Raw genomic sequence first — 26917 nt, forward strand, 5'->3', positions numbered from 1 at the left:
TACGCTTTCCTCCTTCAGAGTCAACCTCTTTTTTCAGAAGTTTTCTCCGGCGGCGCAGTCTCCTGTGCCTTCAACGCGCTTCCCGTTGCCGGTGTGCCGTGTTGATGGAGGCGCATTATAGGGAGTTCGCGCGGCCTGACAAGCGTTTATTGCAAAAAGATTACCGTTCGAGGTAATTTTCATCAAATCGCGTTATTTCGCTACGATTTGCCTGGTAACTGTGCAAATTCCTGAGCAAAAGCACGGACCTGCGCCCAGTCTGTGTACTCGACTTCTTTCGTTGAATCGGTTTCTCCACCGGTCATCCGCATAATTAATTGAATCATAACCCGATCAAACCAGCGATAACGCGGATAGTAGAGCGCCCCTGCGAACACGGCGCAGCAATCGGGCTGCCACGGTGAAGCCGCCAGAAACTTCCGGGTATAGGCATTCGTCTCGGGAGAACGTTTCTCCGGTTTACGCGCCGTCAGGTTCACCGAGAAGAATCCGCTGGTACGCTGCTGAAGCGCCTGAAGATGTTGCTTCACAAATGTGTCGACGACCGGCTGAAAATGACCGTAGCGGATGGAGGCGCCGATCAGCACGCGATCGTAGTCTGCCCATACAGGCTGAGGTGCATCCTGAATGTTCATCAGGTCACAGGGTTGCTGCGGACGGATCGCTTCAGCAAGCGAAGCGGCAATCTTCTGCGTTTGTCCGTCACGGGTCGAATAGAGAATCAGCGCTTTCATATCAGCATCCTTATTAATTATTCACGCCAGAATGTCGGCGTGAACAGCACCAGCAAGGTGAATACCTCGAGGCGTCCGAATAACATAGTCGAGATCAATATCCATTTCGCTACGTCATTCATTGAAGTGAAGTTATCGGCGACCACGCCTAAGCCTGGCCCAAGGTTGTTCAGGGTGGCGGCAACAGCGGCGAAAGCCGAGAAGTCATCTACGCCCGTGGCGATGATCGCCAGCATACTGACCAGGAACACCAGCGCATACGCCGAGAAGAATCCCCACACGGCTTCAAGGATGCGTTCCGGCAGCGCACGATTGCCCAGCTTAATGGTGTAAACCGCATTCGGGTGAACCAGACGTTTAAGCTCACGGTTGCCCTGCTTGCACAGCAGCAGGATGCGGATCACCTTCAGGCCACCGCCGGTAGAGCCGGCACATCCGCCGATAAAGGCAGAGCACAACAGCAGAACCGGCAGGAACAGCGGCCAGCGTGAGATGCTGTCGGTAGTGAACCCCGCCGTCGTGGCCATCGAAACCACCTGGAAAAAGGCCTGGTTCAGCGTTTGCCAGCCATCCGAGTAAACATGATGGAACCAGAGCACCAGCGTGCAGATCAGCACCAGCGTCAGCTGCACGCCAATGAACATGCGGAACTCAGGGTCGCGCCAGTAGACGCGCGGATTGCGTCCGCTGAACATGGCAAAGTGCAGGCCGTAGTTACAGCCGGAGATCAGCAGAAACACCGCCACGATAGTGTTGATGGTGCCACTGTTAAAATAGCCGATGCTGGCATCGTGGGTTGAGAAGCCGCCGATAGCGATGGTCGAGAAACTGTGACCGATGGCATCGAACGCTGGCATGCCCGCCAGCCACAACGCCAGCGCACAGGCTACGGTCAGAAGGACGTAGATCAGCCAGAGTGTTTTGGCTGTCTCGGCAATACGTGGCCGCATCTTGTTATCTTTTAATGGCCCCGGCATCTCAGCACGATAGAGCTGCATGCCGCCGACCCCCAGAATTGGCAGGATCGCCACGGCTAACACGATGATCCCCATCCCGCCCAGCCACTGCAGCATCTGCCGATAGAAGAGGATCGCTTTAGGCAGCGAGTCCAGCCCCACCAGCGTCGTGGCACCGGTGGTCGTCAGACCGGAGAAAGATTCAAAGAAGGCGTCCGTCACCGAAAGGTGCGGCTGCTCGGCAAAGATAAAGGGCATCGCCCCCACGCTGCCCAGCACCGTCCAGAACAGCACGACGATCAGAAACCCTTCCCGCGGCTTGAGCTCGGTTTTCTTTTTGCGGTTCGGCCACCACAGCAGCGAGCCAATCACCAGCGCCATCATAAAGGTCTGGCTAAACGCCCGTCCTGCACCATCGCGATAAATCAAGGCGACCAGGCCAGGCAAAATCATCGTCACTGAAAAGAGGATCACCAGCAGACCGACTATGCGGGTAATGGCGCGAAAGTGCATTCAGCCGTTCCTTTAAAAAAAGATGAAGATCAGGGTGTGAGCGGGACGAGCGATAACGCTCCCCGACTAAAGTCTGACAGATTTTTTTTGAATCCGTCGATCTGCCCGTAAGGCACGGCCAGTGTCAACGCGATACGATCCTGAAAGTCGCTCTCCGTCACCTTAGCGTCGAAACGCTGTACCAGCCGTTCGATATCACTCAGCTGCGGATAGTCACATTGCAGAGTGAAGAACTTCATTGGCACTTTGCGCTGTCGTGGCAACTGCTTAAGGCCCTGCTGGACACCGCCGCCATACGCTTTCACCAGGCCGCCGGTTCCCAGCATAATGCCGCCGTAATAGCGCACCACCACAGCGGTAATCTCGCCAATACCGGCGCCCATCAGTTGCGCCAGCATCGGTTTTCCCGCCGTGCCCGACGGCTCACCATCATCGGAAAAGCCGAGCTGCTGAGAATCATCCGGCGCGCCCGCCACCCAGGCCCAGCAGTGATGCCGGGCGGCAGGATGCTCGCTTTTCACCTGCTGAACAAAAGCACGCGCCGCCTCTGCTCCCTCGGTGTGCGCCAGCAGCGTAATGAAGCGACTCTTCTTGATCGTCTCTTCACTGCTGCTCACGGGCACAGCGGGAATATCAAAAGCCTCCATATCAGGCCAGATGCAGATCGCGGGTCATGTTCTCAACGCGATGCGCATGGATCACCACGTTATCCTCGATACGAATGCCGCCATAAGGCCGCAGCGCATCGATCGCCTGCCAGTTGAAGTGCTGACTGAAACGTCCTTCGCGCAGCGGTGCCAGTAGCGAGTCAATAATATAGAAGCCCGGCTCGATGGTTAAGACCATGCCCGGCTGCAGCACACGCGTGCAGCGAAGATAAGGATACTGCGCGGGCGCCGCCAGGTGGGTGCCCTGCTCATCCTGCATGAAACCGGCCACATCGTGTACCTGCAGACCCAGAGGATGCCCCAGACCGTGCGGCATAAACGGCCCGGTCAGATCCTCAGCCACCAGCGCCTCTTCACTTATTCCCCGGACCAGCTCGAACTTCAGCAACATCTTCGCAATACGATGGTGCATCTGGAGGTGATAATCGGTGTAACGTACGCCCGGTTTCAGCGTGGCGATCAGGGCCAGCTCTTCAGCATTCATCGCCTCCACCATTCTGGCATAGAGCGAACTGCTCTGCGCAGCATAGCTGCGGGTCAGATCGGCGGCATAGCCCAGATACTCGGCACCGGCATCAATCAGGAAGCTGTGGCGCTTCGCAGGCGGCTGATGGTCCAGTCGGGTGTAGTGCAGCACTGCGGCGTGTTCATTCAGCGCAATGATATTGCCGTAGGGCACATCGGTGTCGCGGTGCCCGGTCGCGGTCAGATAGGCCTGATTGATGTCGAACTCGCTTAAGCCCGCCGAAAAGGCTTCTTTCGCTGCACGATGGCCCGCAACCGCCAGCTTCTGCGCCTGGCGCATACAGGCCAGCTCATAATCTGTTTTGATGCTGCGGTGGAAGTGCAGGAAGTCGATAACCGCTTTGGGGTTGATATTGTCTGAGGCGATGCCGAGCTGGGTGGCACGCGCGCTGACCGGCCCGATATAGGCGACGTTATCGCGCTTAGCAGGCAGCAGCTGCCCAATCTCCTCTGCATTTTTCAGACCGACAACGTCAACATCTTTCGTCCAGAAGCTATCCGGCAGCGGCTCCACGTTATGCCAGTAATCCACCGGCGAGTAGAACCAGAGTTTCGGTTTGTTTACGCCGTCGATCCATAACCAGCAGTTGGGAACCTGCGTCACCGGAACCCAGGCTTTAAACTGGGGATTCACCTTAAAGGGATAGGTGTGATCATCCAGAAACACCGTCAACAATTCACCGGAATGGATCAACATGGCATCCAGTTTATTGCGTGCCAGCACCTGCTGCGCCCGTTGTTGCAACGTGGCGATATGCGCGTGATACAAGGTCTTCAGTGAATCCATTGACGTCTCTCCAGTGTCGCGAAATGGCCGCAGTTTAGCATACCCCTTGCACAGATGACGAAGTCGACGCAGCTGTGATCTTGTTAGCAAATAAGCAAAGAGCGGTTTGCAAAAAATTAACATCACTCCCACACTCACGATCATCTGGTATGACCAGATCACCTTTCGCGGTTTCAGGAGACGCACATGCTCTACCAAGGCGCTAACCTTACTCTTCACTGGCTGGACGATGGCATCGCCGAGCTGGTTTTTGACGCTACCGGCTCGGTCAACAAGCTTGATACGCAGACTGTCGCCAGTCTGGGCGAGGCGATCGCCGTGCTGGAACAGCAGCCCGATCTGCGCGGCCTGCTGCTGAGCTCCGCTAAACCCGCCTTTATTGTCGGCGCGGACATCACCGAGTTTCTCTCGCTGTTTGATGCCCCGACCGAAAAGCTGAGCCAGTGGCTGAGCTACGCCAACAGCATCTTCAATCGTCTGGAAGATCTTCCGGTGCCGACCCTGTGTGCCATTGACGGCTATGCGCTGGGCGGTGGCTGTGAATGCGTGCTGGCCACCGATCTGCGTATCGCTACTGCGGACGCCCGCATCGGTCTGCCGGAGACAAAACTCGGCATCATGCCCGGCTTTGGTGGCAGCGTCAGGTTGCCGCGCCTGCTGGGGGCTGACAGCGCACTGGAGATCATCGCCGCCGGCAAAGATGTCGACGGGGCCGCAGCCCTTAAGCTCGGTCTGGTCGATGCGGTGGTTGCCCGCGACAAACTGCGCGAGGCGGGCATCACCATGCTCAAAGCCGCGGCCAGCGATGGCAGCTGGCGGGCGCGCCGTGCGCCAAAACTGGCCCCGTTAAAACTCAGCCCGATCGAGGCGGCCATGAGTTTTACGATTGCCAAAGCCATGGTGATGCAGACTGCCGGTAAGCACTATCCCGCTCCGCTGATGGCAGTCAAAACCATCGAAGCGGCGGCCACGCTGGGCCGCGATGATGCACTGAAGCTTGAAAACGCCGCGTTTGTGCCGCTGGCGCAGTCTGATGAGGCGCGTGCTCTGGTCGGCATCTTTCTCAACGATCAATACGTTAAAGGCCTGGCGAAAAAGCGTGCCGCCGAAAGCGGTGCGCCTGCTCAGGCGGCGGTACTGGGCGCAGGCATCATGGGGGGCGGCATCAGCTACCAGTCTGCGTGGAAAGGCGTGCCGGTCAGAATGAAAGACATTAATCCGCAGGCGTTGACCCTGGGGATGAACGAAGCCAGCAAGTTGCTCAATAAGCTGCTGGCGCGCGGTAAAATCGATGGTAATAAACTCGCCAGCGTGATCGCCACCATCCAGCCCACCCTGAGCTACGCCGGTTTTGAACAGGCCGACGTGGTGGTTGAGGCAGTGGTAGAGAACCCGCAGGTCAAAGCCAGGGTGCTGGCTGAAACCGAACAGCATCTGCGCGAGGATGCGATTCTCGCCTCCAATACTTCGACGATTCCGATCAGCCAGCTGGCTCAGGCGCTGCAGCGCCCGGAAAATTTCTGTGGCATGCACTTCTTTAATCCGGTGCCGCGTATGCCGCTGGTTGAAGTGGTGCGCGGCGAGAAAACCAGTGAAGCGACCCTGAGTAAAGTGGTGGCCTGGGCCAGTAAGATGGGGAAAACCCCGATTGTGGTCAATGACTGCCCCGGCTTCTTCGTTAACCGCGTGCTGTTCCCCTACTTCGCCGCGTTCAGCCTGCTGCTGCGCGACGGCGCCGACTTCCGCCAGATCGATAAGGTGATGGAAAAACAGTTTGGCTGGCCGATGGGCCCCTCCTGGCTGCTGGATGTGGTCGGTATTGATACCGCGCATCACGCGCAAAGCGTGATGGCAGAGGGTTTCCCGGATCGTATGAAGCATGACTACCGCGATGCGATCGACCTGCTGTTTGAAGCCGGGCGCTTTGGCCAGAAAAATGGCAAAGGCTTCTGGCGCTGGGAAGATGACAAAAAGGGCAAGCTGAAGAAAGTGCCGGATGCAGAGGTGGATACGCTGCTGCTGCAGGTCTGCCAGCCCGCACGGGTCTTCAGCGATGAAGAGATCCTGAACCGCATGATGCTGCCGATGTTGAATGAGGTCGTGCGCTGCCTGGAAGAGAAGATTATCGCTTCGCCTGCTGAAGCCGATATGGCGCTGGTTTACGGTCTCGGCTTCCCGCCTTTCCGTGGCGGAGCTTTCCGCTACCTCGACACGCTGGGCAACAGTAACGTCGTCGATCAGGCACGGCGCTACAGCGCGCTCGGTGGCCTGTACACCCTGCCCGCGCTCTTGGTCCAGAAAGCCCATCAGCATGAAAGCTGGTATCCCGCTGCCAAACCGATTGACGAAGCTGCGCTGAAAAGCGCCTGAGGGCATAAAAATGGAAAATGTGGTGATTGTTGATGCGGTACGCACCCCGATGGGCCGCTCAAAAGGCGGCGCCTTTCGTCATGTGCGTGCTGAAGATCTCTCTGCGCATCTGATGCGCGAAATCCTGAGCCGCAACCCGGCGGTGGATCCGGCATCGCTGGACGATATCGTCTGGGGCTGCGTTCAGCAGACGCTGGAACAGGGATTTAATATCGCGCGTAATGCCGCGCTGCTGGCCGAAATACCCCATTCGGTGCCCGCTACGACCGTTAACCGCTTATGTGGCTCCTCCATGCAGGCGCTGCACGATGCGGCCCGCGCCATTATGGTCGGTGATGCGCAGTGCTGCCTGATTGGTGGCGTGGAGCATATGGGGCATGTGCCGATGAATCACGGCGTCGATTTTCATCCTGGCCTGGGTCGCACCGTGGCGAAAGCGGCGGGCATGATGGGCTTAACCGCCGAAATGCTGGCGCGTATGCATCACATCAGTCGTGAGCAGCAGGATGCGTTTGCCCTGCGCTCCCATCAGCGAGCCTGGCAGGCGACACAGCGCGGGGACTTTGCAAATGAGATTGTCGCGACCTATGGCCATGACAGCGACGGCATCCTTAAACGCTATACGTTCGATGAGGTGATCCGCGAGGAGACCAGTGCCGAAGGCCTTGCCGCACTGAAACCGGCATTTGATCCGGTCAATGGCACCGTCACGGCCGGCACCTCGTCCGCGCTGTCAGATGGCGCGGCCGCGATGCTGGTGATGAGCGAATCACGCGCCCGGGAATGGGGGCTGACGCCACGCGCCCGCATCCGCAGCATGGCGGTGACAGGCTGCGATCCGTCGATCATGGGCTACGGGCCGGTACCGGCAAGCAAGCTGGCACTGAAACGGGCAGGACTGAGCATCAGCGATATTGATATCTTTGAGCTGAACGAAGCTTTTGCCGCGCAGACACTGCCCTGCATCAAAGATCTGGGTTTGCTGGAGATGATGGATGAGAAGGTCAATCTGAACGGCGGCGCGATCGCGCTGGGCCATCCGCTCGGCTGCTCCGGCGCACGTATCAGTACGACGCTGCTGAATATTATGGAACGACGGGATGCCCGCTTTGGTCTGGCCACGATGTGTATCGGGCTGGGTCAGGGGATCGCCACCGTGTTCGAACGTCTGTAATACGTTGAGTCTTACTTTGTCAGATTTACCCGCCGTTACCGGCGGGTTTTTTCTCGCTGCGGCAGGCCGCTACCGGGCATCAGATAAAGGCAAACGCATCGCCATACATCTGTGACTCCACGGCACCACGTTCGGCACAGAAGCGATCGCGGGCAATCTTCGCCATCTCAAAGCGGCCGGCAATGTAGATCTCATGCTCACTCAGCGTGCTGAAGTCCTGCATCACTGCCGTCAGGACCGTACCTGAACGACCCTGCCAGCCCGCTTCCGGCTGCTCGACCACCGGAATCACCTTCAGGTTAGGATGCTTCACCGCCAGCGCGTCCAGCTCTTCCAGATCGTACAGATGCTTAAGCTCACGTCCGCCCCAGTAAATGGCGATATCGCGTTCAGGCTGTTCCGCCAGCGCCGTCAGCAGAATCGAGCGGGCATAGGAGAAACCGGTGCCACCGGCGATCAGAATCAGCGGCTTGCGGCTCTCTTCACGCAGCCAGGCATCGCCGTGCGGGATATCTACCGTGATCTGTCGATCGTTGCGGATCCGATCCATTACGGCCATGGCGTAGAGATTGAGATCGGAGGCACCGATGTGCAGCTCAATGATCTCTTTTTCCATCGGCGTGGAGGCCAGTGAGAAGGGACGCTTGTCACGCTCATCCATCACTACCATCAGATACTGCCCCGCGCGAAAGGTGAATTCCGCTTCCGGGATCAGGCGAACGCGATAGACCGTGTCGGTAATCGCCTCAACTGAAGTTACTTTACAGCTTAACGTTGTCATGCGTTCCCTCTGTCGGGTCGTCTTTATGGTTGTGCTCGCCATCAACGCTGTGGCGGCTGATCAAAAATACCTAGCTCATCCCAGATAGCATCAATGCGCGCGGTCACCGCAGGATCCTTGACGATGGGTGTGCCCCATTCGCGCTGCGTTTCACCCGGCCACTTATTGGTTGCATCCATTCCCATCTTCGACCCCAGTCCGGAGACGGGTGAAGCGAAATCGAGATAATCGATCGGGGTATTTTCCACTAATACCGTATCGCGGGCCGGATCCATTCGCGTCGTAATCGCCCAGATCACATCGTTCCAGTCACGCGCATTAACATCATCGTCACACACAATAACAAATTTGGTGTACATGAACTGCCGTAAAAATGACCAGACGCCAAACATGACACGTTTGGCGTGTCCGGCGTACTGCTTTTTAATGGTGACGACGGCCAGCCGGTATGAGCATCCTTCCGGCGGCAGATAGAAGTCCACGATCTCCGGGAACTGCTTCACCAGAATCGGCACCAGCACTTCATTCAGCGCCACACCCAGCACCGCAGGCTCATCCGGCGGCCGGCCGGTGTAGGTGGAGTGATAGATAGCCTGACGACGCTGAGTAATATGCGTGACGGTAAAGACCGGGAAGCTATCCACTTCATTGTAGTAGCCAGTGTGGTCGCCGTAAGGGCCTTCAGGGGCCATATCCCCCGCTTCGATATACCCTTCGAGCACAATCTCCGCGCTGGCGGGCACTTCGAGGTTGTTCGACAGACACTTCACCACTTCGGTTTTGTTACCGCGCAGCAGACCGGCAAAGGCATATTCCGACAGGGTATCCGGTACCGGCGTCACGGCACCAAGGATAGTGGCGGGATCAGCACCCAGCGCCACAGACACCGGAAAACGCTCGCCCGGATGCGCTTTTGTCCACTCCAGATAATCCAGCGCGCCGCCACGGTGCGACAGCCAGCGCATAATCAGCCGGTTTTTGCCTATCACCTGCTGGCGATAGATGCCGAGATTCTGCCGCTCTTTGTGCGGTCCGCGCGTCACGGTCAGACCCCAGGTAATCAGCGGAGCCGCATCGCCCGGCCAGCACCGCATCACCGGGATACGCGTCAGATCGACCTCATCGCCGCTGAACACCACCTCCTGACAGGGGGCATTACGCAGCCGTTTAGTCGGCATATTCAGCACCTGCTTAAACTGCGGCATCTTGTCGAACAGATCGCGGAAACCTCTTGGCGGTTCCGGCTCTTTCAGAAAGGCCAGCAGCTTACCCACTTCGCGCAGGGCGCTGACATCCTCCTGGCCCATGCCCATGGCCACGCGCTTTGGCGTGCCAAACAGGTTGCACAGCACCGGCATGTCATACCCTTTCGGGTTTTCAAACAGCAGAGCGGGGCCACCGGCACGCAGGGTGCGGTCGGCAATTTCAGTCATCTCCAGTTCGGGATCGATCGACTGGGTAATGCGCTTTAGCTCACCACGCTGTTCGAGCAGCGCGAGAAAGTCTCTTAAATCGTGATATTTCATGCGGCTTTAACTTTCCGGCCAGAGTGAATCGGCCATTATAGGTCTGATTAGGCGGATATGCTGAGGTTTATACGACAGCCGCCGTGATGGTTATCGAGTCTGATACAGAGCGGTAGCAGACGTCAATTTTCCGTCGCGGTTTCTGCCATGATCCGGCAGGTTAAGAAAAGTCTCAGTTTATTTTCACCAGGGGACGCTTTACGCTGCCCCTGCGCTATAACTCTGGCAGCAGGTTTGCTATTCTTAGCGTCCATTCGATGGGAGCAGTTATGGAATCCTGGTACTTACTCTATTGCAAACGTGGACAGCTATTACGCGCGAAGGAGCATCTGGAGCGGCAGGAAGTGCATTGCCTGAGTCCGATGATCGCTCTGGAAAAGATCGTGCGCGGTAAACGCACCACCGTGAGTGAGCCTCTGTTTCCTAATTACCTGTTTATCGAGTTCGATCCCGAAGCGATTCACACGACGACGATCAGCAGCACGCGCGGCGTCAGCCACTTTGTGCGCTTCGGCACCACGCCTGCCACGGTGCCGACGGCCGTGATCGAAGCGCTGGAAACCGACGTCCCGCAAATCCTGCTCGACCCGGAAACCCCTCAAAGCGGCGATGAAGTGGTGATCACAGAAGGTACGTTTGAGGGGCTGCGCGCCATCTTTGCTGAACCGGATGGTGAAACGCGCTCAATTCTGCTGCTCAATCTGCTGAACAAGCAGGTGATGCGCAGCGTCGATAACAAGCAGTTCCGTAAAGTTTAAGCCAGTCTGAACAGCGTCCGCGCATTCTGATCGACACGGACCGCCAGCGCCTCAGCACTCTCGCCACGCCAGGTTGCTACCTGATTCACAATATGCGGTAAAAAGCAGGGCTCGTTGCGGCGCGAGGTCGGACGCGGACGCATATCGCGCGGCAGCAGATAGGGCGCATCCGTCTCCAGCAGCAGACGGTCGGCCGGGATCAGCGGCAGCAGCTCACGCAGTTCCAGCCCCCGTCGTTCGTCGCATACCCAGCCCGTAATCCCTACCGATAAGCCCATCGCCAGACAGGCTTCCAGCTCATCGCGCGTGCCGGTAAAGCAGTGGATCACCGCGCCAGGCAGTTTTGGCAGCCAGGGGGCCAGGACTGCGGCAAAACGCGCATGGGCTTCGCGGCAGTGCAGAAACACCGGCATATTGAGTTCGGCCGCCAGCGCCAGCTGCGCGTCAAACGCATACTCCTGCTGCTCATGCGCGGAGAGGTTGCGGTTGAAATCGAGTCCGCACTCACCGATAGCCACTACTTCCGGTTTTTCCGCCAGACGACGCAGGGTACTGGCGATTTCCGCAGACCACTCGCTGGCGTGATGCGGGTGAACGCCCGCGGTGGACCAGCAGAAACCCGGTTGATCTTCAGCCAGCCGCTGCGCCTGCTGGCTCTCCAGCGCGTTGGTGCCGGTAATCAGCATCCCGGTGACGCCCGCATCACGCGCGCGTTTAACCACCTTTTGCCGATCGGCGGCGAATTGCGTGCTGGTCAGGTTTACACCGATATCAAACATAATTTTTCCCACAGTTTATAAAACAAAAAACCGCCCATCAGGGCGGTTTGCAGCGATCGCTTCCCGCCAGGGCGGGTAAGAGTGTCAGCGTCAGGAGTCGGTGTTCTCTTCCTCATCCTGCAAGCGGCGGCCTTTACCCACGTAGTAACGGGAAAAGAATACGCCGACTTCAAACAGGCAGTACATCGGAATAGCGAGCAAAGTTTGGGAAAAAACGTCCGGCGGTGTGAGCAACATCCCAACCACAAACGCGCCCACCAGAATATAGGGACGTTTCTTTTTCAAATCTTCCGGGCTGGTAATGCCGGTCCAGCAGAGCAGCACGATCGCCACCGGCACCTCAAACGCCACACCAAAGGCCATAAACAGCGTCATGACAAAATCGAGATACTTGGCGATATCTGTCGCGACGGTGACGCCAATCGGCGCGGTCTTGGTGAAGAAGCCAAATGCCAGCGGGAAGACCACGAAATAGGCAAAGGCCACACCGAAGTAGAACAGAAAGGTGCTGGAAAACAGCAGCGGCATCACCAGCCGGCGTTCATGCCGGTATAGCGCCGGGGCGACAAAGGCCCAGACCTGATAGAGGATCACCGGCACCGCAAGAAACACCGACACAATGATGGTCAGCTTAATCGGGGTGAAAAAAGGCGAAGCCACATCGGTCGCAATCATGCTGGAGCCGACCGGCATCTGGCTGATTAACGGGGCCGCAATCAGCTGATAGATGTCGTTGGCGAAGAAAACCAGCACCAGAAAAATGGCTAAGACGGCGATGATGCAGTTCAGTAATCGCTTACGCAGCTCAATCAGATGACTGATGAGCGGTTGGGTATCTTCAACGGCCATTATCGTTCATCACCTGCAGAAGAGGAGGGTGCGGCAGGACGCCCGGCATCAGCCGTTCTGACCACATCGCCAGCGGGCGCCTGCGCGGGTGCGCTGGCCGTACCGGAAGAGGCAGCAGAGCCGTGCGCAGCCGGATCGGAGGAAGCCGCAGCCGGTGCCTGCGCGGGTGCGCTTGCTGCACCGGAAGGGGCAGCAGAGCCGTGCACAGCCGGATCGGCGGACACCGCAGCGGGTGCCTGCGCGGGTGCGCTGGCCTGCTGTTCTGCCGTCGCCGGAGTTGCCGCAGGCTCAGCGGCCGGCGGTGGCGTGGCGTTGTGCCGGGCAGAATGGATGGTGTTAGCCTCGTCTTCCTCTTTTTCAATGTCGATGCTCTGACTGACCGAGCGCTTCATTGAATCCGCGGTTTTACGCAGCTCTTCCATCGACTCTTTCAGCTCAGGGGAGAGAGTGCCGCGGCTCGCCTCTTCCACCTTTTTCAGGCTGTCCTGCAGCTCCTGCAGCTTCAGCTCCTGCGCCAGTTCATGTTGTACATTGGCTGCCAGCGAACGAATCGCCCGGATCCAGCCGACCACGGTTTTCACCGCAACCGGTAAACGTTGCGGGCCGAGAACAATCAGCCCGATAACGAACACCAAAACCAGTTCACTAAAACCAATATCGAACACGGTTTACACCTGCTTGTCGTTCTTGGCTTCTTCTTTGTTAGCCGACGTGGGCTGTTTGTCCGCCAGCGTTTTCGCCGCGAAGTCAGCGTCCTGATCTTTCGGTTGATCCTTTTTGTCATCTTCATCGCTCATGGCTTTTTTGAAACCACGAATCGACGAACCTAAATCTGACCCCAGATTACGTAACTTGTTGGTACCGAACAGAAGTACAACAATCACGGCAATGATTAACAATTGCCAGATACTGATACCGCCCATGAGATAGCCTCTGATGTTCTATGAAAATGATGAGGTAATGCACCACAGCGAGCCCTTCTTAGCCGGGCCTGAACCAGCGACATTACCTTTTTTTAGCCAGACGTGACAATCAGTTTGTCTTACGCCAGCCGATAACCCAGGAGACGATTCCCGCCGCCATCAGCACCGCCGGAAAGAAGTCCCAGTCCGGCCTGGCGAGCAGAACCGCTGTTCCGCTTAACAGCAGTGTGGCTCCGACACCAAACAGGTAACGCGCCTGATGATGACGGACGCGCTGCACATTCAGATCGCCCACTAATTTATCGACGCTGTGGCGCAGAAGTTTGTGCTGACGCATGCTGTCGTAAAAGAGTTCGGGCAGCTCGGGTAACTTTTCAGCCCAGAATGGCGCTTTCTCTTTAACCGCCCGCACCAGCGCGGAGAGTCCCACCTGATCCTTGATCCACTCCTCCAGGAATGGCTTCGCCGTCTTCCACAGGTCAAGCTGGGGATAGAGCTGACGGCCAATGCCTTCCACGTAGAGCAGCGTTTTCTGCAGCAGCACCAGCTGCGGCTGCACTTCCATATTAAAGCGACGGGCCGTGTTAAACAGGTTCAGCAGCACATGCCCGAAGGAGATTTCAGCCAGCGGCTTTTCAAAAATCGGTTCACAGACGGTGCGAATCGCAAATTCGAAATCTTCCACGTTGGTATCAGGCGGCACCCAGCCGGAATCCACATGCAGCTCCGCTACCTTGCGATAGTCGCGGTTGAAGAAGGCGATAAAGTTTTCCGCCAGATAGCGCTTATCTTCCTTGTTCAGCGACCCCACAATCCCGCAGTCGATACCGATATATTGCGGGTCTTCAGGATGTTCATAGCTGACAAAAATGTTGCCCGGATGCATGTCGGCATGGAAGAAACTGTCGCGGAAAACCTGGGTGAAGAAGACCTGCACGCCACGTTCCGCCAGCAGCTTCATGTTGACGCCATGTCGCTCCAGGGTCGCCACATCAGAAATCGGGATCCCGTAGATGCGCTCCATGACCATCATGGTTTCGCTGCAGTAGTCGGAATAGACTTCCGGCACATAGAGCATGCGGCTGTCTTCGAAGTTCCGGCGCAGCTGAATCGCGTTGGCGGCTTCACGCAGCAGGTTCAGCTCATCCAGCAGGGTTTTCTCATAGTCGCGCACCACCTCGACCGGACGCAGACGACGGCCATCCGGCAGCAGACGCGGCACCCAGCGAGCCAGACGATAGATCAGCTTCATGTCCGCTTTGATCACCGGCAGAATGTCTGGGCGGATCACTTTGATCACCACGGCCTTACCGTTCGATTTGAGCGTGGCGGTGTGCACCTGCGCGATAGAGGCTGACGCCAGCGGTTTGATGTCAAAATCGTCAAACCAGGTTTCAATCGGCGCACCCATAGAGGCTTCAATCTGTGCTTTGGCTTTGACGCCATCAAAGGGCGCGACACGGTCCTGCAGGATGGCAAGCTGATCGGCGATCAGCGGCGGGAAGAGATCCCGGCGGGTTGACAGCATCTGGCCAAACTTGATCCAGACCGGACCCAGTTGCTCCATTGCCATGCGCATACGGGCACCGACCGGTTCATGCTGATGCAGGTTAGGGATCCAGAAAACAGAGCGACGCCACAGGCGGAACAGGAAAGTAAGGCGTGTCTGAGGGATCAGTTCATCAAGGCCATAGGTCAGAAACACCTTCATGATCAGATATAAGCGGCGGATCTCTCCAAAACTCATTTTGCCTCCAGCTGCGCCAGACGCGCATCAAGCGCCTCAAGCGAACGTTCCATCGCATCGACCTCCTCAGAAAACCAGGCTAACTCCAGCGAGCCAGGCGCAACACGCCACTCTTCCGTGATGGCCTGTCCGAGATAATCCTGGCGACGCTGCACTTCACCTCTGAAAAAGCGCAAAGCCTGTTGTGAGCGCTGACTGATGCCCTGCGCAGCGATATCGCCGACCCAGGGCGCCAGATATTCTGCCGGATCCAGCTCCGCCAGATCCATCAGCGCAGAGAACTGCTGCACGACCTGCAGGTCGCCGTCGACCTGCAGCTCACCGCTGCGGATCAGCGGCGTCAGCTGCTGGCGATCGCGCAGCTTCGGCAGGGTTTTCAGCGACGTGATCACCGTGCAGTCGCTGCGATCCTGCCAGTCAGCCAGCACATCGAGCTGCTGTTCACTGAACACCAGCACCAGCGGATGAGAGAACTCTTTCAGGCGCAGCGTCAGTACTCTGCCATTCAGGCGTTGCCGCGCTGATTTCAGGCCGCGATCGCGATAAAGAATACGGTTCAGCGCCGTTTCCAGGCCTGCGGTAATCAAGGGCGTCAGGTTCATGACCATCTCACTCAGAACTTAAATCCACGATGCAGCGCCACGATGCCGCCGGTCATATTGGAGTAAGTGGTATTTTCAAAGCCAACATCGTTCATCATCGCTTTCAGGGTCTCCTGATCGGGATGCATACGGATCGATTCGGCCAGATAGCGATAGCTCTCTGCATCCTGCGCCACCAGCTGTCCAATGCGCGGCAGAATATGGAATGAGTAGGCGTCATACGCCTTGCTCAGCGGATCCAGCACGGGCTTAGAGAACTCCAGCACCAGCAGGCGTCCACCTGGCTTAAGGACGCGGAACATCGAGGCCAGCGCCTTCTCTTTTTCCGTGACGTTGCGCAGGCCAAAAGAGATGGTGATGCAGTCGAAATAGTTATCGGGGAATGGCAGCGCTTCTGCGTTGGCCTGCACGTAACTGACATTGCCAACCACGCCCTGATTGCGCAGCTTTTCGCGGCCCATCTTCAGCATGGAGCTGTTGATATCGGCCAGAACAACCTGACCCGTTTCGCCGACCAGACGCGAGAATTTCGCCGTCAGATCGCCGGTTCCGCCCGCCAGGTCCAGCACGCGCTGACCGCGACGTACGCCGCTGCTGTCAATGGTAAAACGCTTCCAGATGCGATGGACGCCAAACGACATCAAATCGTTCATCAGGTCATATTTTGCGGCTACGGAGTGAAATACGTCCGCAACTTTGTCCGCTTTTTCGCTTTTGGCGACCGTCTGAAAGCCAAAATGGGTGGTTTCCTGCTGTGATTCATCTGCCATCGGTTTTACCTGCTCCACAAACAATACTTCCCGAAGTGTATCAGAGTCACGGAAGTCAGGCACGTTGCGCCCATACTATTCGTGGAGGCGTCTCACACGCGGCTCACGCTCCTCCCCCTCCCTCTCCTCATCGGCCTCCTCTTCCAGCCGGTTTTCCGGCATGGCGCGTTCGGCTAATTGCGGGTTGATGGGGCGTTTGATCTCCACGCCCAGCGCCCGGAATCCCTCGCTCTGGGCAATCAGGTTACCGCGCCCTTCTGCCAGCTTTTTCATCGCCTCGCGGTAGCTGTTCTGAGCCTTATCCAGGCTATGGCCGATCCCGCTCATATCATCCACGAAGAGCCGCATCTTGTCGTAGAGCCGCGCCGCCCGATCGGCTATCCGCTGGGCATTGCGGCTCTGGTGCTCATAGCGCCACAGATTGTTAATGGTGCGCAGCGCCACCAGCAGCGTAGTGGGGCTGACCAGCATAATATTCTGCTGCAGCGCCTCGCTAATCAGTTCAGGCTGCCGGTCAATCGCCAGCAGAAAGGCGGGCTCCACCGGAATAAACATCAGCACATAATCCAGCGACCGCAAGCCGGGAAGCTGCTGATAATCTTTTCGGCTCAGCAGGCGGATGTGCGCGCGCATGGCGCTGACATGCTCCTGAATCGCCTGCTCACGGGCGATTTCATCCTCTGCATTGAAATAACGCTCATAGGCCACCAGCGTCATCTTGGCGTCCACCACCACATCCTTGCCCTGCGGCAGACGCACAATCACATCCGGCTGCATCCTGCCCTGCTGTTCTGACTGGATGCTGACCTGCGTTTCATATTCGTAACCTTCCCGCAGCCCGGAGGCTTCCAGCACCCGGCTCAGTACCACTTCCCCCCAGTTACCCTGGATTTTGTTGTCGCCCTTCAGCGCCTTCGTCAGGTTAAGCGCCTCCTGCGCCATCTGCGCATTCAGCTGCTGCAGCTGGCGGATTTCGTGGGTCAGGGTATGGCGCTCGCGCGCCTCTGCGCCAAAGCTTTCATGCACCTGTCGACGGAAGCCATCCAGCTGCTCACGCAGCGGGCCGATCAGCCCGTTCAGGCTCTGACGGTTCTGTTCATCAACGCGACGGCCGCTGTTTTCGAAAATACGGTTGGCAAGGTTTTCAAACTGGGCGCTGAGACGCTGTTCGCTGTTGGTCAGCAGGCGCTGTTTCTCTTCTGCGGCGTAGCGGGTCTCTTCCAGACGAATGGTCACTTCGCGCAGCTCCGCTTCCTGCGCGCTGTTCACCTCCAGCTGATTGCGCAGTTCGCGATTAAGCTGTTCGCTTTCGTTACGCCAGTAATCGAGCTGCTGCAGCCGCTCGGTGGCCCCGCTCAGCGCGCCGTGAAGCTGACGCAGCTCCTGCTCGCGCTGCTGCGCCTGCTGCTGAAGCTGATCGATCTGCTGCTGCTGACGCTGTTGCGCCTCCTCCAGCAGACGACGCTCGGTCTGAAAACGGGCAACCAGATGACCGGCACGTAACTGTGCCAGCATCCAGCCAATCCCCGCCCCGGCAAGCGCCAGACAGGCGCTGATGATAATATGCTGATCCATGATTTCCCCCGACTCAGGCTGCTGAGGGAAAAGGTAGAGTCGCACTGTATGAATGTCCAGATAATTTTACCGGGATTCAGCGCTTTAGAGAGCCGCTACCAGTAGCCTTCCCGCCTGCCACTCGTCGATGAGAAAGAACGGCATGGGCAGCTGCCACTCGCCCTTGCTGACCTGCGCCAGATAGTGCCAGGTCCTCTCTCCGGCGGTGATTGCAACGCGCTGGCGGCTGCCATCCGCCGCCGCCGATTTACCGGTCATACTGGCAAACCCGGCATTGCTGCCCACATGGAAATGGGGCGTCTGCCAGCGTACGGGGGCATGGTCAGGCCAGGGACGGGCCTGATGAAAATGGAAAATTTCATCGTGGCTCAGAAGACTTTCACGCACCGTCGGCCATAGCGCCACCTTCAGGAAATACTGGTCGGTGAAGCGCTGGCTCCCCTGATACTGCGCAATGAAATCGCGCATCGCCTGCTCCACGTCCCGGAAGACGCCGTGACAGCCGCCCCACATGCCCGCCAGCAGCAGTTCGGTATGCGAGAAGTAATCACGCATATGGTGGAACCAGTAAGGCGAGGCGAGCCAGGCGTTAACCGCTGCGGCTTCCCGCTCCGAGAGCAGCGAGTCGGCATCGCGCACGATAAAGCGTTTCACCTGCGGATCGTCGAGCACCAGAAAACGCCACAGGGTTGGATAGAGCGTTTTCTCGTGCGACATATCGATCAGCCTGACGTGTGGCTGATCCAGACGCTGCCAGACATGCTGCGGCACGCTGTCGTCGAGATAGATAAGACAGCTCCAGCCGGGATAGAGCGCCGGTGCCACTTCCACGTTTTTAATTAAGGTTTCACAGTAGCGAGGCTGATCGCCATACAGAGAGAAGGCGATAACGTTCTGCTCTGGCTGGCTGAGATCGGCGGGTTCGGGCTGCGGGGCCGGAAACGCTGCGCGCTGCCCCTGACTGAAACGCGCATCCGAGCGCATCAGCGAGGCCAGCCCATACTGCGCTACCTCCTCGCGTTTATTCAGCCAGCCGCACACTTCGGTTAAGCCATCCAGCCAGGTTTCGGAGGCGGTGGCCTGCACCGCAGGTGGCGACTGAAGGATCTTCTGATAGGTTTTGTACGCTTTGGCATGCTGGCCCAGACGCAGCAGGCAGAGAGCATAGTCGCTCAGAACCTGCATCTGATTCGGCATTGACCGCAGCACCTCTTCACAGCAGCGGGCGGCCAGCGCATAGTCGCCCTGTTGCATGGCGGCGCGGAAACGTTCGGCACAGCGTTCCAGCCGCGCATGAAGTGCGGCGGGATTGAGGCCAGGGGCAGGACGTCGGGCAGGAAAGGTAGGGCGCATAAACATCCTCAGGTTCTACTGATGCTACGCGCCGTTAACGACCAGCAGCAGGTTCCGGGCCCGGAAAACCTGCTGCCTGACGCGACCGTTACAGCAAGCGACGCGCCGCTTCGACCACAATCTTCACTGCGTCACTTTCTGTCTGTTTCATCGTGACCGCATCCGGGATCTCTTTCTGAGTACGGTTCACAATCACGCCCGCCACCATGCCGGCTCGCAGACCCTGGCTGGCGCACATGGTTAACAGTGTAGCGGATTCCATCTCATAGTTGAGGACGCCCATCTCCTGCCACTCCTTCATCGATCCTTTGAAGCGACTGACTACCCGTCCTGAAACGGTGTCGTAACGCTCCTGGCCCGGATAGAAAGTGTCAGAGGAAGCGGTGATGCCAATATGGGTCTTCGCGCCACAGGCTTCTGCGGCCGCGACCAGGGCCGTGGTGCAACTGAAATCGGCCACTGCCGGGAACTCCATCGGTGCGAAGTGCAGGCTGGCACCGTCCAGGCGAACCGACGCCGTTGTCACCAGTACATCGCCGACGTTGATATGAGGCTGGATCGCGCCCGTGGTGCCGACGCGCAGGAAGGTCCGCACACCAAGCTGCGCCAGCTCTTCAACCGCAATGGAGGTGGAAGGACCACCGATGCCGGTGGAGCAGACGACAACGGGCTTGCCATCCAGTTTTGCCAGCCAGGAGGTAAATTCACGATGTGAGGCGAGATGCGTGGCATCTTCCATCAGTCCGGCAATTTTCTTCACGCGCTCCGGATCGCCGGGCACAATCGCCAGTGTAGCGCCCTGCAGGTCGGCTTTAGTCAGGCCCAGATGGAAAACGTCAGACTGTGTCATTTTCAGACTCCTGTTAAGGGAAAGTATTGCGCCACTTTACGTCAGCACGCCCGATAAATATGTGACAGCTTTCACTTAAGAAAATGAAAGTTACATTTTTCAGAATTCAAATTGAGATAACCATCACATAAATACATCTTCTTTACCGGGACTGTGCGCAGCGAGGCTGTGCCAGCGTTAGCGCAATGTTAAAGAGTGGGAGGATTGTATTCGCTGCTGACCCTGTGGCCCGGCACCTGGCGCGCGCGGTTTACAGCCAGGCTATAGTTACCTGATTGCGCAATTGCTTGCACGGAGAGACTCATGAAACCCAGTGATAATATGGCACAAAAACCGGCGACGGACGGCTTTGCCGCTGCCGTGCAGCCCACCGCCACCACCACCATTATGACCGATAGCCCGGCTATTCATGCGGGTGAAACCTCAGTGCCCAGCCAGGGCGAAAACATGCCAGCTTACTTCGCTAAGCCGCAGGGCGCAGACGGCCCGCTGCCTGTTGTGCTGGTGGTGCAGGAGATCTTTGGTGTGCATGAACACATCCGGGATATCTGCCGCCGCCTGGCGCTGGAGGGTTATCTGGCTATCGCGCCTGAACTCTACTTCCGCGAGGGCGATCCGTCGGAATATCACGATATCCCGACGCTGTTCAGCGAACTGGTCAGCAAAGTGCCGGACAGCCAGGTGCTCTCCGATCTCGATCACGCCGCCAACTGGGCCGCACGTAACGGCGGCGACATCCGCCGCATGGGCATCACCGGTTTCTGCTGGGGGGGCCGCATCAGCTGGCTCTATGCCGCGCATAATCCCCAGCTGCGGGCCGCAGTCGCCTGGTATGGCCGACTGGTGGGTGAGCGCACCCTGAAGCAGCAGAAACACCCGATTGATATTGCTGTCGATCTCAATGCGCCGGTGCTGGGATTGTATGGCGGTCAGGATGAGGGGATCCCGCTGGAGAGCGTCGAGCAGATGCGTCAGGCGCTGCATGCCGCCAATGCCACCGCCGAGATCATCGTTTATCCCGAGGCGGGACACGCGTTTAATGCTGATTACCGGCCGAGCTACCATGCAGAATCCGCCCAGGATGGCTGGCAGCGGATGCTGGCCTGGTTCAGGCAGTATGGTGTTACCTCACGATAGATGAAAAACAGGGGCGCTTCTGCGCTCCTGTTTTTGACTGTCAGGCCGTCGGCTACACCCTCTCCCCGCGCAGGTTTTTCGCCGCCTGTACCATATTCGCCAGCGCCTGGCGCGTTTCCGTCCAGCCACGCGTTTTCAGACCACAGTCCGGGTTCACCCACAGCCGCGCCTCCGGGATGCGTTTCGCTGCCTTCAGCAGCAACGCTTCGATCTCCCCGACGCTGGGAACATTGGGCGAGTGAATATCATAGACGCCGGGGCCGATCTCATTGGGATAGTCGAAGTGTTCAAACGACGCCAGCAGATCCATGTCAGAACGTGCGGTTTCAATGGTGATCACATCCGCATCCAGCGCCGCGATCGCCGCCATGATGTCGCTGAACTCGCAGTAACACATATGGGTGTGAATCTGGGTCTCGTCCCGCGCCACACCCGCCGTCAGCCGGAAAGCCTCCACCGCCCAGTTCAGATAACCGGCCCAGGCCGAGTGATGCAGCGGCAGACCTTCCCGCAGGGCGGGCTCATCAATCTGAATGATCCCGATACCCGCCTCCTGCAGATCGGCGACCTCATCCCGCAGCGCCAGCGCGATCTGTTTCGCGAGGGTTTCCCGTGGCACATCTTCACGCGGAAATGACCAGCAGAGGATCGTTACCGGACCGGTCAGCATGCCTTTGACCGGTCTGTCCGTCAGCGACTGCGCATAACGGGCCCATTCGACGGTGATCGGTGCCGGACGGCTGACATCGCCGATGATGACGGGCGGCTTCACGCAGCGCGAACCGTAGCTCTGCACCCAGCCATTGCGGGTAAAGGCAAATCCCTCCAGATGCTCGCCAAAATACTCCACCATATCGTTACGTTCCGCTTCACCGTGAACCAGTACGTCCAGCCCCAGCCGCTCCTGTTCGCGGATCGCCTGCCTGATATGCTCCGCGATGCCGGTGCGATAATGGCTGCTGTCGAGCCGCCCCTGCTTAAAGTCGAGGCGCAGGCGGCGAATCTCCGTGGTCTGTGGAAAAGAGCCGATGGTAGTGGCAGGCCAGGCGGGCAGGCGCAGTCGCTGATGCTGCAGGCGACTCCGCACCGGCCAGGCGCTCTGGCGTGTGCTCTGTTCGGGCGTAATGGCCTGCAGACGCTGCGTCACTGCCGCATTGTGCACCCGGCGGGAGTGGGCGCGGGCGCGAACCGGCGCGCTCCAGGCGTCCAGCGACGCTGCCTCGTTGCGGTTCAGCGCCTGGCTCAGCAGCGACAGCTCAGCACACTTCTGCAGCGCAAAAGCCAGCCAGCTTCTGACCTCCTCATCCAGATGCGTTTCAGTGCTGAGGTCGATCGGGCTGTGCAGCAGAGAGCAGGAGGAGCCGATCCAGAGTAACTGACGCCGGGCGACCAGCGGTTGCAGGCGATCAAACCAGTGGCGCAGATCGGTGCGCCAGACGTTGCGTCCGTTGATGACGCCCAGCGACAGCAGCCAGCTGGCGGGCAACTGCTGATGCAGCTGCTCAATATCGTCATCCCCATGCACCAGATCCACATGCAGCCCCTGCACCGGCAGCCTGCGGATCACCTCAAGGTTCTGCTCGATGCTGTCAAAATAGGTGGTCAGCAGCAGCCTGCAGTGACCCTGCAGGGCGTCATAGGCCGGTTGAAAAGCGTCGCGCCACGCCTGCGGCAGCTCAAGGGCCAGTGCCGGTTCATCAATCTGGACCCACTCAATGCCACGCTTAGCCAGTTCCGCCAGCAGCTGCTGATAGACGGGCAGGATCGCCGTCAGCAGCGACAGACGCTCAAACGGCGCGCCTTTGACCTTGCCCAGCCACAGATAGGTCACCGGGCCCAGCAGCACCGGCTTGATGTTATGCCCCAGCGCCAGTGCCTCATCCACCTCATCCAGCAGCTGCGTCCAGCTCAGCTTAAAGGTCTGATCCCGGCTGAATTCCGGCACCAGATAGTGATAGTTGGTGTTAAACCATTTGGTCATCTCGGCCGCCGCGACGGGTTCGCCGGAGGGGGCGCGTCCCCGGCCGAGGCGGAACAGCGTGTCGAGGTCAATCGTGCCCGCCGGGTTCTGATGGCGTTCAGGCACATTGCCCAGCATCAGGCTGGTGGTCAGCACATGATCATACCAGGCGAAATCCCCCACCGGCAGCAGATCGACGCCAGCTTCTTTCTGTTGCTGCCAGTGACGAGCGCGCAGCTCGCGTCCCGTCGCCAGAAGCGCCGCCTGGGTGCTGTCGCCCGCCCAGTAACGCTCCAGGGCTTTTTTCAGTTCACGATGCAGGCCAATACGGGGAAAACCGAGGGTATGATTGAGGATAGTCATGTGCCAGTCTCCAGAGAAAGGTTCACGTTGCTTTAACCGGGCAGTCAACGATGTTTAGCCGTCCAGATGTTTACACTGCTATACTCTGCGGGTACTGTATGTTGCTCAAGCGCAATATGTTCATTTTCGATGTGAAGGACACTCATGATCGAACTCAAGCACCTGCGGACGCTTCAGGCTCTGCGCAATACGGGATCGCTGGCTGCGGCAGCGGCCCAGCTCCATCAGACGCAATCGGCGTTGTCTCACCAGTTCAGCGATCTGGAGCAGCGTCTGGGATTCCGCCTGTTTGTGCGTAAAAGTCAGCCCCTGCGTTTTACCCCGCAGGGGGATATTCTGCTGCAACTGGCGGAGCAGGTGCTGCCACAGATCCAGCAGGCACTCCAGGCCTGCGACGAGCCGCATCAGACCACGCTGCGGGTCGCTATCGAGTGCCACAGCTGCATTCAGTGGCTGACCCCGGCGCTGGATAAATTCCGTCAGAGCTGGCCGCAGGTGGTGATGGATTTCAAATCGGGCGTGACCTTTGATCCTCAGCCCGCGCTGCAACAGGGTGAGCTGGATGTGGTACTGACCTCCGATATCCTGGCACGCTCGGGTCTGTTCTACTCGCCGATGTTTGATTTTGAGGTGCGGCTGGTGCTGGCAACGGATCATCCGCTGGCGCAGCTGGAGCAGATCTCACCGGAAGATCTGGCCGATGAGGTCCTGATGATCTACCCGGTCCAGCGTCAGCGTCTGGATATCTGGCGTCACTTCCTGCAGCCTGCTGGCGTCAGCCCGGCGCTGAAAAATGTGGATAACACGCTGCTGATGATTCAGATGGTTTCCGCGCGTATGGGCATTGCCGCGCTGCCGCACTGGGTGGTCGAGAGCTTTGAGAAGCAGGGGCTGGTCGTGACCCGCACGCTGGGCGAGGGTCTCTGGAGCCGCCTCTATGCCGCAGTGCGCGACGGCGAACAGCGCCAGCCGGTGCTGGAAGCCTTTATCCGCTTTGCCCGCCAGCACGCCTGTGAGCATCTGCCCTTTGTGCGCGATGCCGCGCGACCGGGCGCCGTGCTGCAGCGTTAAGCCGATCGGCACAAACCTGCGCGGGCGCGGACAAAATCCCCTATAATGCGCAGCCTGTCGACCGACCATGAGAAGATTTCACCATGACTAACAACGATATTCTGCGCAGCGTGCGCTACATGCTTAACCTGAGCGATGCGAAAATGGTGGAAATTTTTGCGCTGGCAGAGTGCGACGTGCCGCAGACAGATATTCAGGCATGGCTGAAAAAAGAGGACGACGCCGCGTTTCGCCCCTGCCCCGACGTGCTGATGGGGTATTTCCTGAATGGCCTGATCTTCTACCGTCGCGGTAAAAGTGAAGATGCGCCTGCGCCATCGATTGAGCGCAAAATGACCAACAACATCTTCATGAAGAAGCTGCGCATCGCTTTCGATCTGAAAACCACCGACATTCCTGAGGTGCTGAAGCGCGCGAACTTTACGGTTTCGCAGGCCGAAGTCGGCGCGATTTTCCGCAAGCCTGACCATAAAAACTACCGCGAATGCGGCGATCAGATTCTGCGTAACTTCCTGAAAGGGCTGACGATGATTCAGCGCCCTAAGAGCGAGAAGCCTGCCTGATCACGTGCCATACGGTCGGAAAGAGCAGGCGATGTCCTGAGCTGGACATCCATCCATTCCAATGCCTTCACCGTCGGTTTATTTACCTTATTCGCGAGGTTTTCTCCCTCGCGGGCCAGCACGTGACCGTGTTCAAACATTCAGGTTTGAACACGGTGGCAAACGTTTTTCTGCTTAGCGCTTTATTGATTAGCACACCCGGTATGCACTCTGATTGTCTGACGCAATAGTCATCAGGAGCCTGGCGTATAACGGTTCTGGTTCCTGTTGGTATGCTATCGATCGATGACTAACCTGTCGTGTGAGCCTGGGCTGGCGGATAGTATTCAGTTTCTGATGGGGGATTAAGCAAGACACGAATCCCTTGCAGCCAGCCAGACTAGTTCTACAGGCAATTAACCCTATTAACTTCATGGCTATCGCCCATTCCTCTGCCTGAACCAATAAGCACGAAGAAGTCGTTAACGCTTCAGGGGTGACGCGCCTGAACGGCGAAGTGTCCGGGCCAGGATAGCCCGGACGACGAAAAAAGATGGCGGTACTTTACGATGCAACTACGTCAGTCCGGCGGGCTGAACCGGCATCAGCCCGCCGGTTCAGCATTGCTATCAGCGGGTTATCGATCGCGCCGCCCCACCACCCAGCGCTTATGCACCCACAGCGAGGCGACGATCACCAGCGCGCCTGCAATAAAGCTCGGCCAGTGCGGTTTCTCCTGCCAGATAGCCAGATTGACCAGCAGTCCGGCGGGAACGTGCATATTGTTCATGATGCCCAGCGTGCCGGCATCGACCTGCGTCGCCCCGTAGTTCCACATAAAATAGCCAAGCCCGGACGCCGCCACGCCCAGCCAGACCAGAATGCCCCACTGCAGCGAGGTAGTCGGCAATTTCTGTGGATTACCCCAGGCGGACCAGGCGAGCACCGCGATCGCGACCGCGCCCAGATAAAACCAGGAGAAGGCGGTGTGCTGCGGCATAGGCCGGGTCTCCTGCAGACGCTTATACCCCACCATTCCCGCCGCGAAGCAGATGTTGGCGAGCTGCACGAGCAGCAGACCAAACCAGAAATGATCGCTGACTTTGTCATAGCGGATAATCGCCGCCCCGGCCACCGCCAGCAGCGCACTGAAGATGTAGCCGATGCGCAATGGACGACGACTAATCAGGTCATAAATCAGCGTCACATAGAGCGGCGTCATCACCGTAAACAGCAGGAACTCCGACACGCTGAGGTAGAGATAGGCTTCGAAACTCAGCAGGTACATCACGCCCAGCTGCAGCATCCCCACCAGCATGTAAAGCAGCAGCGTTGACGGCCGATAGCCGCGCCAGCGCAGAAAGGGTAAAAACACCAGCGCAGCGAGCGCCAGTCGCATCAGCACAGAGAACCAGCTGTCCACCTGACCGGCGAGGTATTCACCAATCAGGCTGAACGAAAAGGCCCACAGAATAGTGGTAATGATCAGTAAGAACACGGTAACAATCCCGAAATGAACAGGCCGTCAGTGTAAACAATGTGTCGCCGCGAGGCTGCAAAATCTGGTTGACATCCGGTTATAAACCAGGCGACCGGAACAGCCG

Annotated in this window: 24 protein-coding genes; 6 read left to right on the forward strand and 18 right to left on the reverse strand. The window is 58.2% G+C overall.

Annotated features, from left to right (window positions below; genetic code table 11):
* Positions 1 to 200: 200 nt before the first annotated feature.
* From hemG to pepQ, 4 genes are read right to left on the reverse strand one after another with little or no spacing between them, the layout of a single operon-like run.
* Entirely contained in the window at positions 201 to 734 is a 534-nt protein-coding gene (hemG, locus tag ACR6AS_RS16850) for a menaquinone-dependent protoporphyrinogen IX dehydrogenase (protein ID WP_111139734.1), read from the reverse strand.
* Positions 735 to 751: 17 nt separating this feature from the next.
* Complete coding sequence (gene trkH, locus ACR6AS_RS16855; protein ID WP_111139735.1) at positions 752 to 2203, reverse strand: Trk system potassium transporter TrkH; 1452 nt, start codon at positions 2201 to 2203, stop codon at positions 752 to 754.
* 29 nt (positions 2204 to 2232) lie between these two features.
* Complete coding sequence (locus tag ACR6AS_RS16860) at positions 2233 to 2850, reverse strand: IMPACT family protein (protein WP_434163203.1); 618 nt, start codon at positions 2848 to 2850, stop codon at positions 2233 to 2235.
* Position 2851: 1 nt separating this feature from the next.
* A complete protein-coding gene (gene pepQ / locus ACR6AS_RS16865; RefSeq protein WP_111139737.1) occupies positions 2852 to 4183 on the reverse strand; it encodes a Xaa-Pro dipeptidase in 1332 nt (443 codons plus the stop codon).
* Between the two features lie 186 nt (positions 4184 to 4369).
* Here pepQ and fadB point away from each other — a divergent pair, with 186 nt between their 5' ends.
* Positions 4370 to 6553 carry a fatty acid oxidation complex subunit alpha FadB gene (fadB, locus tag ACR6AS_RS16870; RefSeq protein ID WP_293774113.1) on the forward strand — a complete coding sequence of 728 codons (2184 nt, stop codon included), beginning with the start codon at positions 4370 to 4372 and terminating at the stop codon, positions 6551 to 6553.
* A gap of 10 nt (positions 6554 to 6563) precedes the next feature.
* Positions 6564 to 7727, forward strand: a complete 1164-nt coding sequence (gene fadA / locus ACR6AS_RS16875) for an acetyl-CoA C-acyltransferase FadA (RefSeq protein WP_367395984.1) — start codon at positions 6564 to 6566, stop codon at positions 7725 to 7727.
* 79 nt (positions 7728 to 7806) lie between these two features.
* Here the strand turns inward: fadA and fre are convergent, their stop codons facing one another.
* Positions 7807 to 8508 carry an NAD(P)H-flavin reductase gene (gene fre, locus ACR6AS_RS16880; RefSeq protein WP_111139740.1) on the reverse strand — a complete coding sequence of 234 codons (702 nt, stop codon included), beginning with the start codon at positions 8506 to 8508 and terminating at the stop codon, positions 7807 to 7809.
* 41 nt (positions 8509 to 8549) lie between these two features.
* Positions 8550 to 10034: a 4-hydroxy-3-polyprenylbenzoate decarboxylase gene (gene ubiD / locus ACR6AS_RS16885; protein WP_111139741.1), complete on the reverse strand. Its 1485-nt coding sequence runs from the start codon at positions 10032 to 10034 to the stop codon at positions 8550 to 8552.
* A 269-nt stretch (positions 10035 to 10303) separates the two neighbouring features.
* On the opposite strand from ubiD, the gene rfaH reads away from it, so the two are divergent.
* Positions 10304 to 10792 carry a transcription/translation regulatory transformer protein RfaH gene (rfaH, locus tag ACR6AS_RS16890; protein ID WP_111139742.1) on the forward strand — a complete coding sequence of 163 codons (489 nt, stop codon included), beginning with the start codon at positions 10304 to 10306 and terminating at the stop codon, positions 10790 to 10792.
* Here rfaH and tatD read toward each other — a convergent pair.
* From tatD to udp, 10 genes are all read right to left on the reverse strand, one after another.
* Positions 10789 to 11571, reverse strand: a complete 783-nt coding sequence (gene tatD / locus ACR6AS_RS16895; protein WP_111139743.1) for a 3'-5' ssDNA/RNA exonuclease TatD — start codon at positions 11569 to 11571, stop codon at positions 10789 to 10791. The two genes, rfaH and tatD, sit on opposite strands and share 4 nt — an antisense overlap.
* 90 nt (positions 11572 to 11661) lie before the next feature.
* Positions 11662 to 12420: a Sec-independent protein translocase subunit TatC gene (tatC, locus tag ACR6AS_RS16900; protein WP_111139744.1), complete on the reverse strand. Its 759-nt coding sequence runs from the start codon at positions 12418 to 12420 to the stop codon at positions 11662 to 11664.
* A complete protein-coding gene (gene tatB, locus ACR6AS_RS16905; RefSeq protein ID WP_293774106.1) occupies positions 12420 to 13085 on the reverse strand; it encodes a Sec-independent protein translocase protein TatB in 666 nt (221 codons plus the stop codon). Before tatB ends, tatC begins: the two co-directional genes overlap by 1 nt.
* 3 nt (positions 13086 to 13088) lie before the next feature.
* Positions 13089 to 13343, reverse strand: a complete 255-nt coding sequence (tatA, locus tag ACR6AS_RS16910) for a Sec-independent protein translocase subunit TatA (protein ID WP_111139746.1) — start codon at positions 13341 to 13343, stop codon at positions 13089 to 13091.
* A 109-nt stretch (positions 13344 to 13452) separates the two neighbouring features.
* Entirely contained in the window at positions 13453 to 15090 is a 1638-nt protein-coding gene (gene ubiB / locus ACR6AS_RS16915; RefSeq protein ID WP_111139747.1) for a ubiquinone biosynthesis regulatory protein kinase UbiB, read from the reverse strand.
* Positions 15087 to 15692: a ubiquinone biosynthesis protein UbiJ gene (gene ubiJ, locus ACR6AS_RS16920; RefSeq protein ID WP_111139769.1), complete on the reverse strand. Its 606-nt coding sequence runs from the start codon at positions 15690 to 15692 to the stop codon at positions 15087 to 15089. Before ubiJ ends, ubiB begins: the two co-directional genes overlap by 4 nt.
* 11 nt (positions 15693 to 15703) lie before the next feature.
* Complete coding sequence (gene ubiE / locus ACR6AS_RS16925; protein ID WP_008926452.1) at positions 15704 to 16462, reverse strand: bifunctional demethylmenaquinone methyltransferase/2-methoxy-6-polyprenyl-1,4-benzoquinol methylase UbiE; 759 nt, start codon at positions 16460 to 16462, stop codon at positions 15704 to 15706.
* Between the two features lie 75 nt (positions 16463 to 16537).
* Positions 16538 to 18037, reverse strand: a complete 1500-nt coding sequence (gene rmuC / locus ACR6AS_RS16930; RefSeq protein ID WP_367395979.1) for a DNA recombination protein RmuC — start codon at positions 18035 to 18037, stop codon at positions 16538 to 16540.
* Between the two features lie 84 nt (positions 18038 to 18121).
* Positions 18122 to 19390, reverse strand: a complete 1269-nt coding sequence (locus tag ACR6AS_RS16935; RefSeq protein ID WP_434163209.1) for a tetratricopeptide repeat protein — start codon at positions 19388 to 19390, stop codon at positions 18122 to 18124.
* A gap of 88 nt (positions 19391 to 19478) precedes the next feature.
* Positions 19479 to 20240, reverse strand: a complete 762-nt coding sequence (gene udp / locus ACR6AS_RS16940) for a uridine phosphorylase (protein WP_111139750.1) — start codon at positions 20238 to 20240, stop codon at positions 19479 to 19481.
* Between the two features lie 303 nt (positions 20241 to 20543).
* Between udp and ACR6AS_RS16945 the strand changes: the two genes are divergently transcribed.
* Entirely contained in the window at positions 20544 to 21377 is an 834-nt protein-coding gene (locus ACR6AS_RS16945; protein WP_418799304.1) for a dienelactone hydrolase family protein, read from the forward strand.
* 52 nt (positions 21378 to 21429) lie between these two features.
* On the opposite strand, the gene metE is transcribed toward ACR6AS_RS16945, so the two are convergent.
* On the reverse strand, positions 21430 to 23700 hold the full coding sequence (metE, locus tag ACR6AS_RS16950) for a 5-methyltetrahydropteroyltriglutamate--homocysteine S-methyltransferase (protein WP_434163212.1): 2271 nt from the start codon (positions 23698 to 23700) through the stop codon (positions 21430 to 21432).
* Positions 23701 to 23844: 144 nt separating this feature from the next.
* Here metE and metR point away from each other — a divergent pair, with 144 nt between their 5' ends.
* Positions 23845 to 24771 carry an HTH-type transcriptional regulator MetR gene (gene metR, locus ACR6AS_RS16955; RefSeq protein ID WP_140917365.1) on the forward strand — a complete coding sequence of 309 codons (927 nt, stop codon included), beginning with the start codon at positions 23845 to 23847 and terminating at the stop codon, positions 24769 to 24771.
* Positions 24772 to 24854: 83 nt separating this feature from the next.
* Positions 24855 to 25334, forward strand: a complete 480-nt coding sequence (locus tag ACR6AS_RS16960) for a YehS family protein (protein ID WP_111139754.1) — start codon at positions 24855 to 24857, stop codon at positions 25332 to 25334.
* A gap of 616 nt (positions 25335 to 25950) precedes the next feature.
* On the opposite strand, the gene ACR6AS_RS16965 is transcribed toward ACR6AS_RS16960, so the two are convergent.
* Positions 25951 to 26811 carry a carboxylate/amino acid/amine transporter gene (locus ACR6AS_RS16965; RefSeq protein WP_111139755.1) on the reverse strand — a complete coding sequence of 287 codons (861 nt, stop codon included), beginning with the start codon at positions 26809 to 26811 and terminating at the stop codon, positions 25951 to 25953.
* Between the last annotated feature and the right edge of the window lie 106 nt (positions 26812 to 26917).

Origin of the sequence: Pantoea phosphatilytica (genome assembly GCF_051025615.1) — a bacterium.
Taxonomy (GTDB): Bacteria; Pseudomonadota; Gammaproteobacteria; order Enterobacterales; family Enterobacteriaceae; genus Pantoea.